The 11,603-nt window shown below is 31.4% G+C and carries 7 protein-coding genes; all 7 read right to left on the bottom strand.

Going from position 1 to position 11,603, the window contains the following annotated elements; all coding sequences use genetic code 11:
* Positions 1-6: 6 nt before the first annotated feature.
* Positions 7-747 (bottom strand): hypothetical protein, encoded by a 741-nt coding sequence (locus tag J2786_RS06465; RefSeq protein WP_142016397.1) that lies wholly within the window; start codon positions 745-747, stop codon positions 7-9.
* Between the two features lie 17 nt (positions 748-764).
* Positions 765-1,484 (bottom strand): hypothetical protein, encoded by a 720-nt coding sequence (locus J2786_RS06470; RefSeq protein ID WP_142016400.1) that lies wholly within the window; start codon positions 1,482-1,484, stop codon positions 765-767.
* Positions 1,485-1,775: 291 nt separating this feature from the next.
* Positions 1,776-3,266, bottom strand: a complete 1,491-nt coding sequence (locus J2786_RS06475) for a helix-turn-helix transcriptional regulator (RefSeq protein ID WP_142016402.1) — start codon at positions 3,264-3,266, stop codon at positions 1,776-1,778.
* A gap of 1,313 nt (positions 3,267-4,579) precedes the next feature.
* On the bottom strand, positions 4,580-6,040 hold the full coding sequence (locus J2786_RS06480; RefSeq protein ID WP_142016405.1) for a phage tail-like protein: 1,461 nt from the start codon (positions 6,038-6,040) through the stop codon (positions 4,580-4,582).
* A gap of 662 nt (positions 6,041-6,702) precedes the next feature.
* Complete coding sequence (locus J2786_RS06485) at positions 6,703-8,340, bottom strand: phage tail-like protein (protein ID WP_142016408.1); 1,638 nt, start codon at positions 8,338-8,340, stop codon at positions 6,703-6,705.
* Positions 8,341-8,726: 386 nt separating this feature from the next.
* A complete protein-coding gene (locus tag J2786_RS06490) occupies positions 8,727-10,043 on the bottom strand; it encodes a phage tail-like protein (RefSeq protein WP_310024349.1) in 1,317 nt (438 codons plus the stop codon).
* Between the two features lie 518 nt (positions 10,044-10,561).
* A complete protein-coding gene (locus J2786_RS06495) occupies positions 10,562-11,323 on the bottom strand; it encodes a phosphatase PAP2 family protein (protein WP_142016413.1) in 762 nt (253 codons plus the stop codon).
* Positions 11,324-11,603: the final 280 nt, after the last annotated feature.

Here is an 11,603-nt window from a genome sequence, read left to right on the forward strand (position 1 = left end):
TATTTTTTAGTTTCCAAGATAAATAAACGTATTGACCTCTATGTATTCAGGTACAATACTAAATGACTGGCTATTACCTCCAGCATTAGAAATTTTAAAAGAATGGGTATGATTTCCAGAGTTTGTAGTTTTTGCCTGAGGGCTAAGGTGTGGATTTCGTTTATTAGCACCATTTGTATTACCAACATTCGCCAAAGTACCATTAAAATTAGAACCAAATATATCAGAACGCTTATCAATAAAAGAATGATTGTGAGAAGCATTAGAAGATAAAGAGGTTTCACCAGTAAAGCTTAACTTTGACAGATTATTTTTATCAAGAATTACAGTGTTCTTCCCTCCTGTACTAGCTGTATATTGAGCATTCCCAGATATTTTAAGGAATTTACCTGTTGCACTCGGCAAAGCTGTTGCATATCCTATATTTTTTGCCGATAAACTTGCATTTGACGGCAAAGAAGATATTTGGCGACCGTCCAGAAGATACCACCCATGATGATCAGTCTTCTGAAATCCTCTCTTTACATCTCCTTTTTGCGGCTTAATTTCCTCGTATTTCTTTTTTCCCACTACACCATCCGCATCAGTGACTATTATATACTCGGGATCTTTTTCCGTTTTAATATTTCTAACCCTTAATTCTCCGTTGACGTCAAGAGCTTTAGTAGGTTGCTTTATATTTATACCTGTTTGTGAATGAATCCATTGAACGGAAAACATTAATATTAGTAAGATTTTAAATTTCATATTTTTTGATTTAACAATTATTTTCCTAGATACACAAATTGTTTCAGACTAATATAGCCGGGTGTCAAATTAAAAGCAGTTCCACTACCATTACTTTTTAATGTTATATTATGGGAATGAGCTCCTGATATACTTGTTGTTCGTATGGTATTGTCTGAGCCCCATTTTGCTCCTGTATTTTGAGCATTCAAAGTCATTCCACCTCCGTTAGCATGATTAATCATATTGACAAAAATATGATCATGCTTACCCGCAGAGCTTGTTCTTCCGTTCAATTCGAATGCAGGTAAATTATTTCTCGAAAGTGTAATGCTAGATTTTCCTCCAATTGTGCCTAGAGAGCCGGCAGTATTTTTACTTTTGGATAATTTATTCCTAAAATCTGGAAGAGCGGAGCTAAAGCCCAGTGAGATAGCATTCTGTTTTGCAACTGAGGGTAAGGTAGAAATACTTCTTCCATTTAAAAGAAACCAGCCATGATGATCCTGATCCTGAATAGCATCTTTGATATCACCAATGATCTCCTTTCGGAATTGAGTGTAATCCTGTTTTGAAATATATCCATTTTCGTCAGAAACTAATATTTCAGCATTTGACCCGGCAACAGGCAAATTCCGAACTTTAACATCTCCATTTACATCTAAAGTTGCTGTTGGTTTTGCTACATTTATTCCTACCTGACTGTAAAGCCCAACGGAAGGAACAATTGTAATAATTACAAAAATAAGTTTTTTCATTCGTGTGTTTTTTTAGAGAGCTGCAAAGAAAAGAGATTACATTCTTATCTAAAAAAATTAACATACGTAAAAAAAACAAAAAGCAGAAATCTTGTCGTCACGATGGTTACAATCACTTAAGACAACAAATAAGTGAAATTTAAGTATTTAAGACATTCTAAAAATCTTATAATGGAGAGGTTAAAATATATGAATCTGCTTAAATAAGTTTAAAATGAAAGCTTTGGTTGTTTTGTAAAGTTTAAACAAATTTATTTTAAAAGAAGTAAAATCCTATAAGTTTTTTAAAGATTAAGGATTTATTTTCTTTAGCCAAACATACAAATCCTCTCCTTTTTCCAGTCCTATTTTTTTTCTTAATGTATATTTTCTGGTCTGAATGGTTCTATAGGATCTGAATGTATATTCAGCAATCTCTTTAGAAGAAAAATTTAGATAAACATAGGCAAGAAGTGTTAATTCACCCAAATTAAAACTAGGATTACATTCTAAAAGTCTTGGGCTAAATTCAGGATAAAATGTCTGAAACTTTTCAAAGAAAGATGTTGTATTTTTTTTAGCTTCATAGATAACTTCCTCCAGCGTTACATCTAGTTTTTGTTGTAATTTCACATAATACATATTTTTTTCCTCTAGCAAATGATCTTTTTCCTGCAAAAGCAAATTCTTCTCAGAAATGACGGCTCTCTTTCTTCGTTTTAACTTTAAATATCTATAACCTATTATAATATTTAGAAACATAAATGGTATAATAGCAGATAAAAAAATAATCCAATTGAGTTTCCTGAATTTGTCACTTCTATTCTGGTATTCGTTTTCTACTGTATTTACTGCAGACTGAAGGTTTGTTATCTTTAAACCGGCTAATTCATCAGACTCGATATAATATTTTTCCAAATAAATTTTCTCTTTTGCTTTATCATTAAGAAATCCATAAGACATTGAGATCTTTTTATTGGTGTAAGTAGAATATTCAAGATCTTTGATTCTATTCTGATCAAGATCCTGTAAAGATTCAAAATAAAAATCAACTGCTTTTACATAATTTTTCAGCTCAAAATAGTAATCCCCAAGAGAAATGAGCTGGATATATTTTCTTTTGATCCTGTTTAAGTGGGTATAACTTTTATTAAAATAATAATAAGCTGAGTCATACTTAAGGTTGTGTAAACACACATATCCTTTTATAGTGTATAAATTTAAATTATCAGAGAAATCATCATCCAGATTCTTGGATATTTTATGATGGATACTAATAGCTTTGTTAATAAACTTTTCTGAATACAGAGATTCCTGTTTATTAAGGTAATACGAAGCCATTCTTGCATTAGTTCTGGATAATATTTTTTTTGCTTCAATATCATTCTTTCCTGATAGAAGTTCTATAATCCTATGATATTCTTTAAGTTCACTATCAGTGAGTTTTAACTTATTATAGTTAATCGCTTTTATTTCTCTGAATTGGCATTCTAATACAGCATCTTTCTTCGTTTCACTTCCATTTAATCCTTTTTCAATATATAAAAAACTATCTTTATAGTCCATTAATAGATTTGTACAACGAGCTATATTCAAGTAAGATTCTGCTAATTTCAATGAATTTTTCTCATTTTCAGAAATCATAGCCGCATCCTTTGCATATGTAAGAGATTGTATAGTATTCGTATACAGAGTTTCTTTCGATTTTTCCAGCAAGCCATCAACTCTTTTAATCTCAATTCGTTGACTGTATAAAAAACCGAACATAAACAATAAAAAAATACGTATAAATTTAAATAACATATAAAATTTTCTATTTTTAATTAATATAAAAGAAAATAATTAACAATTTACAAAAAAAACAACATATACTTCAAGATCTTAACTTTAGCTACCTATTTGATTTTAATGCATTACCTATCATCAGCTTATTTAATTTAAAGACTTAGATCTAAAATCATTTGCTTACGATAATTTGAATAATATTAAAATGGATAAAGCGTCCAAAACAGAAATACCAATATTAATTTCTGCTATTTTAGACATGAGATTTGCCATCTGTTATAAAATTTTATACTGAGCTAGAGGTTAAAATGCTAAGCAAAAAACAATAAATCAGAGATTCACATCAAGTTGTACTATTTTAGTTTAGTTACATCGTTTCCATGACAGAAAATAATAATCTCATTAGTTTGATTATTAATTAGACTTCTTGCTTTATCAGAATGACAAAAGTCGAATGATTTGACTTTTGAAATAATCTCCATATTTTATATTTGTCTTATTTCAATAATGCTGCAGTTCTTCTTAATAATAAATTTTATAGAATTAATACCTGTTGACAATTTTGTTTGAAAAGACTGAATTGGGAAATATTACTGAAAAAAATCTTATTGTAATTTACCTTGTGACCGTCTATAAAGGTTTTATAAAAATTATAACTGCCTCTAAAAAAACCAACAGTATAATTTATCATTGAATCAAAAGAATATATAATGGTCTCAATTCCTATTTGATCAGACACACTGATTAATACCGTAATCTTGGGGAATTTATTTCTTCTCATTGTAAGGGCTTTGTTGTTTTTACAAAAGAAAGGAATACCAACCCTATTAAAAAAAATAGCCATACGTAAAAACAACCCAAATGCGCAACAAACTAGTAATCAATAATTAAAAATTTATTTTCAAGAAGATACTGTAAAGATTGCGTACATACTTACAACCAAATAATAATAATGAGAAATTTATTATTTATTAAAAAGAAAATTTATCTGACATAAATTTCTATATTGTACTCAATATTTTTTTATCCAAAACAAGTGATATAAAAATACTATTATCACAAATAACCTTACCTTCTTATTATTGACAATTTGTTTAAATGAGCATTTTATAACCAAAGACTATGTCAATTTAATGCTCTATGAACCATTGCAAAAAATCAATACCTGTCAGTTCTTTTTTTGGTAAATTAAATGGACTCTCTGCCATTTGATCTTCAGAATATGACATCGCAGCTAAAAAAACAGCAGAAGTACTATAGAATTCTGCTGTTAAATATAATTTCTATTATTTGATCAAATCTACATGATAATATATCAGGTAAATATTCTATCAGTTCTTTATCAATTGTATTTCGAAGAAGCTTCCAATACCATTTCCTGTTCCACCGCTTGGATTAGCAATAAAAGTAAGACCATGATTTGCGCCAAAAAAATAAGCTCTGCCTGCTTGTAATTCAGCCACTCCTATAAATGTAGTTGCGCTCCCGACAGTATTATTCGCAGCATAGGTCCCTTTAATGTAATCAGTTGGTATAGAAAATCTTAACACCCAATTACTGGTAGTAGAATCAGCAAATCCTACAACAGCATTGGGTACATTATAAGTATCGGGATCAGTAAGTTTAATAGAAGTTGTCATGGTTATTTTATACAAACCAGTTTCAGGAGCTACAAAATAGCCTTCTTGATGGTCAAAATCATTACCTGGGTCATCAACCTGTGTAAAATAATTTAACCTATAAATTACCCCAGTTGTATTTCCAGTTTCACGATTATTATATAAATATGCTCTGGCAATTCCCTTTATTTCATTTTTCTTCTTTTTAATTACCCCATTAGCATCCGCCACCAAAGTTATATCCTGAATATTCGAACTGGGTACGATATCTCTCAGCCTGAGGTTTCCATTTACATCAAGTTTTTGGGTAGGATCAGTAGTACCTATTCCCACATTTCCATTATCAAGCACATTTACTCTAAATATGTTGTCTGAACTTGCAAGACCCATTATATATTCTGAAGCATTGTTATTCCGAACATTCAAAGTACCTCCTGCATAATTATAACCACTTGGCCCCAATATTATTTTTCTTGATTTAGCAATCCCATCTATATCAAGCTTCTGTGTAGGACTATCTGTTCCTATCCCAACATTATTATCAGCTGCTAATACTACATTATTGTTACTACTACCGTTGACCGTTAATTTCATGGAACTGCTGCTATTAGTGCCATCTCCCTGATAATAGGTCCTTATTCCTGACAAAATTTTATTGGTATCCCCAACATAACCACTTGTATAAAGGTTCGCTACATTCTGACCATTTTGCAGATTACCGGTACCAGACCTTTCAACATACAAACTAGCTTCGTTACCATTTCTGAATATTAAAGAATTATCTGCCATACTCATAACTCTATTGCCTGTTAAAGTCCCATTGGCATTATAAATATTAGTATTGGTATCAGTATTCAGCTTTATCCACTTGCTTGTGGAACCATCAAAATGATAAAATCCCATTGCGTCAATGTTGGATGCCTGTCCTGTAGCTGAGCCTGTAGAGACGTCATTTACGTAAATTAAAGTAGAAGGTTCTACAGATATCATACTCAGTGCCCTCTGCCTGTCTACACGGGGAATAAGAACTCCATCTGCATTTGTTGTAGAACCTGTTGGGGTTTTAGCTATAATATCTAGTGTACTTTTAGGAGCAGTAGTATTAATACCTACTTGCCCAAACATGATACTGCCTAACAAGATGGCAGCCAGAGGTAATAGTTTTTTTTCCATGATAGAGATTTTATTTGTTATAAACAAAAAAACCAAAAACTGACAATACATCAAAAAAAAGACATACTCTATAAGCAGCAGAATTTAAAAAGCTATAAAATAGATAGTTAAAATACAAAATTAAAAAAACATGTATAAATTACGTACCTATATTTACTTTGCTAATCCCCATATTGAATCTTTCTAACATTTTTATGTTTGCTATTTTTTAAACCAAATAAAAACTTTACACACATAAGCTTTTTAACGTCCAAACTCTTGTGCATAATAGATGCACTAAATTTTATGAAAATTTTCGATTTTACTCTTATGTCAGCTTTTCTGCAGAATTATTTTAAACCTACCTAAACGGTTCTAAATATTTTAAAATAAAACCTTTCTTTGTTATGTAAAAATTTAGACAACTTTACTATTTTTATATTAGTATCGTTTTAATTCTAAAAACTAATAGGTGTTTTATACAAAAAGGCCGTCTCAATCTGAGACAGCCTACGGAAATGCATTGTATTAGAGTTAATGAGAGACGTCTAATAAATATGCAAAGATTTAATAAATTGTAGTGTATTTCAAGCACCTAATTTATTATATCTAAAACTTATAAAAATTTAATGCTAGTAGTAAATGGAATAAATAACATTATAATTAACAACCGCTTTCATTATCTAGTCCATAATTGTAATGGAAATCTGTGGTGCAACGGAATCATTTATTATTACATTACCTGAATCTTGTTTAGCACATTTAACATATATAGTTTTAGTATTACCTGAAGGAATCGTCACAAATGTACTCATTGTGTTAGAGCTATTCCAATTTACAGCTGTATAACTCTGAGGTATAATAGATACAGAAGTATAAGAACCACTCCCCGCTTGTGTATCAAATATATGGCACCATGTATGCTTGGCATCACTGGTTTTTAGTCTTCCCATATTGACATCCACCTTATAAGTTCTTCCTCCCTTTAAAACAAAATCAGTATTATTAACTTTAGAAATATAGCCTACCGGAGTAGAATTATACAACTGTTCTTGAAAGCGCACCCGATCTCCACTATTAGTGCTTGTATATGTGATAGTCTGTGAGGCATTAGAAGTAAAAGTAGCTGATGTATTTAAAGTTTCACTCACTGAATCAAGCGTTTCCCACTTTCTATTCGTATCAGTACCAGTATTTACTTGTATTTTACCTATATCCTTATTATAAATAATCGTGGCTGCGTGCGCTCGATCTGAAGCAATTGCATCCCTTTGTGCGGTGGTCAACTGCGGCAGACGCACTCCTGAATCAGTCCCGGAAATATCTAATTTAGCTTTAGGTGAAGCTATTCCTATACCTAAATCTCCCGAGGAATTTAATACCATCTGTGAGTTTGATACCCCATTCACAGAAAACTTCAATTCTGAATCAGTAGTATTACCATTACCTTGATATGTAGCTCTTATTCCTGCCAGATCTTTTTCCCCTCCTTCAACAAATCCTTTAAAATGAACTCGTCCAAATATTTGGTTGGCAGACAAATTTTCCCCAGCATTTTGACGATACAATGATAAAGTAGGAACTGTAGCAGTAGTTGATTCAACTTTTATATCAGCATTATTCCCTATAAACCTTCCGTTACCGCTGACATCCAGCTTTTGCGTAGGAGAATCTGTACCTATACCTACGTTATTGTTGGAAGCTAGTACCAAATTATTGTTGATATTCCCATTAACTGAAAAAGTCATGGAACTATTGGTATTGATTCCATCTCCTCGATAATAGGTTCTTATTCCTGACAGTGTTTTATTTGTATCCCCAACATAACCACTTGTATAAAGATTTGCTACATTCTGACCACTTTGCAGATTACCGGTACCAGACCTTTCAACATATAGATTAGCTTCATTGCCATTTCTTAATACCAAAGAGTTATTTGCCATACTCATAACCCTATTGCTCGTTAAAGTGCCATTAGCATTATAAATATTAGTATCTGTATTGAATTTTACCCACTTACTTGTGGAACCATCGAAATGATAGAATCCCACCGCGTTGATATTGGATGCCTGTCCTGTAACTGTGCCTGTAGATATATCATTAACGTAAATTAAAGTAGAAGGCTCAACCAATGCCATACTCAATGCCCTCTGCCTGTCTACACGCGGAATAAGAATTCCATCTATATTGCTTGAATTACCGATTGGATTTTTTGCCGTAATATCTAAGCTACTTTTTGGGGAGACTGTATTAATTCCCACCTGTCCAAACATAATGTTGCCTAACAGTATAATAGCAACAGGTAATAGTGATTTTTTCATTTCTTAAAATAATTTATGTGTATTACAAAGAAATAAGAGAAAAAAGACATACGTAGAAAAAGACATACGTAAAAAAAACAATTATTAAAACACTGAAAACAAACATATTAAATTCAACCCACTTACATTTCATATAGAAAACACGTATTTCATCGTGTATTAAAGAGAAAAGAAATCTACAAATCTCCAGTGAAATACTTGTACTTTAAATTGATAGGAAGTTTATTTAACAGATCATTTTCTAATACATCTATTATTACTTATTTATTGACTGCTTCTATTGCTATGAAACAAACACCATTCAATATCTGTTAGAATCGTTGTGTTTATACTTAAATTACAACTCTTGCTATTTAATTATTTAGATGAGTGACATATTGATAATGCTATTTTTGAAATAATTGAAAGGAAAGATCCGTAGCAGACAAATCTATAAAAGGATTAGTACCAGGATTAAATTCCCCATTAGCAGTCCCTTCATTATATTTAAATATATTATCTTTTAATTTTAAAACTATTTCCAATTTATTATTAGATGAATTCAATGGAATTGATGATAAGTCTATAATAAAATTCTTATTGTGATAATTAGTAGAACCAGATCCAAATGAAGAAGTTGCGCTATACGTCTTAATAACACTGTTATTTAAAAGCACTTGTATATCATAAATGGTATAAGTTGCATTAGGAGGTGTATTATTATTGTTTGGTCTTAAACGAATAGAATAATCAAGATTTATCTGCATAAAGCTGTTCGGGTTGGTACTCTGGGAGTTAAAATACAGTGTATATATGGGGTTAAACACAACAGAAGAAAGGGGTGAGTATTTCCAAGGTGCTAATACAACCGTCCCAACAATTTGGCTATAGGAAAAGCTTCTTGTAGTAGCTACAGAAGATGAATACCCCTGTAAAGCTGTCAAATTATAACCATCATATGCACCTGGCGGCAATCCATTTAAAACTCCTACAACGCCGTTATCATCAGCAACCAAAGTCTTGGTTGCAGTAAATCCTGTTGTCCCATTCACTGGTAGATTACGCACTCTGGCCTTACCATTCACATCCAATCTTTCTGTAGGAGAAACTGTATTAATACCCACATTACCATTTTCATTAATCCTAAATAATTCAAAGGCCTCAGTACCGTAGGCAAGAAATACAGCCTTTGAAGCGTCTTGATTCCTTACCTGTAAGCCTCCTGCATATTGAGACAAATTCCCAATGTTTACAGGACCTCCCTGAATATTTACTTTTGAACCAAATGTTAGAGTATTGGTGCCTATACCTACGCTACCATTGTCCTTAATCACAAAATCTGATCCTGAAGCACGGCTTTCTCCTGAAGAAGTAGTTCCCAGTTTTACCATAGAATTGGCAGAGTCATCTATAAAAGCATCCGGAGTAAAATCTGCTTTAACCCCACCAATATTCAGCTTTGTCCACTTACTTACCGAGCCATCAAAATAATAGAATCCCACCGTATCAATATTGGATGCCTGTCCTGTAGCCGTACCAGTAGAGATGTCATTGATGTAAATTAAAGTAGAAGACTCTATAGAGGTCATACTCAATGCTCTCTGCCTGTCTACACGAGGAATCAGAATTCCTTCTACATTTGTTGAAGTCCCTACTGGATTTTTTGCCGTAATATCTAAGCTACTTTTTGGGGAGACTGTATTAATTCCCACCTGCCCGTACATGATTATACCAGTTAATATAGCAACAAGAGGTAATAATGTCTTTTTCATTTTTTAAAATAATTTATGTGTATTACAAAGAAATATAGAAAATGGAAAAAGGAATAAAAAAGACCTACTTAAAAAAAACAACAATTAAAACGCTGAAAACAAGCATTGTAAAACTCACTTGTTTAGATTTTAGTAGAAAATACGTATTTCAGTACAAGAATACTAAGTGTAAAGAAAAGTAATCTCTAAATAATATCTTGAAATTCATGCAATAATATTTATGTGCCCAAAATTATTTTTTCATTAATTAATCTTAAAACAATAATACAAGAGTAGTTCGAATCACCAGAATTATATGTCTTATCTCATATTATGTTCGTGATTTTAGATTACATAATATTCGAAAATTTTTATTGATCGTAGATGTTCAAGTGGAACTTTTTACAAAGTGAACCACTTGTAACAACTATTATCTTTAAATCTCCAAAGAATGTAGGCAAAGATTTGATACCTACATTTACCTACAGAGTTTATTTAACCTTAGTATTTAATGTAAGTATTAATCCTATACCACAACTATCTTTGTCCATAAAAGGATAGCCTGCAAGTTTAACCTGATGATTCGAAATTTTTATAAAATCAAAACCAGATAAAGGATTCCAATAATTAACAATAATAGCAACCCCTATACCCAAACCTGCTCCTGTAAGTATATCGCCACTCCAGTGTCTATTATTTCCAACGCGCATTAATGCTGTCATAATTGCAAATAAATAACCAGAGGAGGCGTAGATAATATTATTGTCTTTATACTCCAAGAATTGAATTGTTGCAAGATTGAAGGCCAATGCAGAATGACCAGAAGGATATGAATTATAAGCAGATTTATCAGGCCTTAAACTTCCAAAACTTTCTTTACTTATATATGTAATACTTCCTGTGATCAAAGATGAAATAAGTACATTGGTGATCATCTGCCTAGAACCATGCAAAGCCTTAAATCCAAGAAACTGTCCTGATAATAAAAATAATAATGGAGTATATTGTGTAAAATCATCAATTTTTGTTTTAAAATTATACCCAAACAAGCTTCTTACATTTCCTTGAACATTATCTTCAAGTGACGGAATTTTCAAAACAGATCCTGCGGCTATTAAACTTACAGGCAAGATTAGTTTTTTATACGTAAATGTGTGGCTAATGTTTTTATCCTTATATGCAACAAATGAAGAATCTTGAGAATTAAAACAATAAGGAATAGAAAGTAAATAAAATACTATTAACTTTTTCATAAATTAAAATAGGTTATGCTAAAACGTCTTTAAATGATTACTCAACTTTTCCTTATCATTATACTGTAAAGAAAAAGTTCTGTAAAAAATAAACGAATTAAATACATTAAGAAGGGTACGCTTGAATCATACTCAGAGGTCATATGTCTTTTTAAGTAAGGATAATTAGACCGTCACTGGTTGCCAGTTATCTAAAATCTACTGGATGTATTAAGGCACTATCTGTTTATAGGTGATAGCATCATAAAATAGAATAGTCCGATAATAATTTTTTTTTCAT

Source organism: Chryseobacterium vietnamense, from assembly GCF_031454475.1.
GTDB lineage: Bacteria > Bacteroidota > Bacteroidia > Flavobacteriales > Weeksellaceae > Chryseobacterium > Chryseobacterium vietnamense.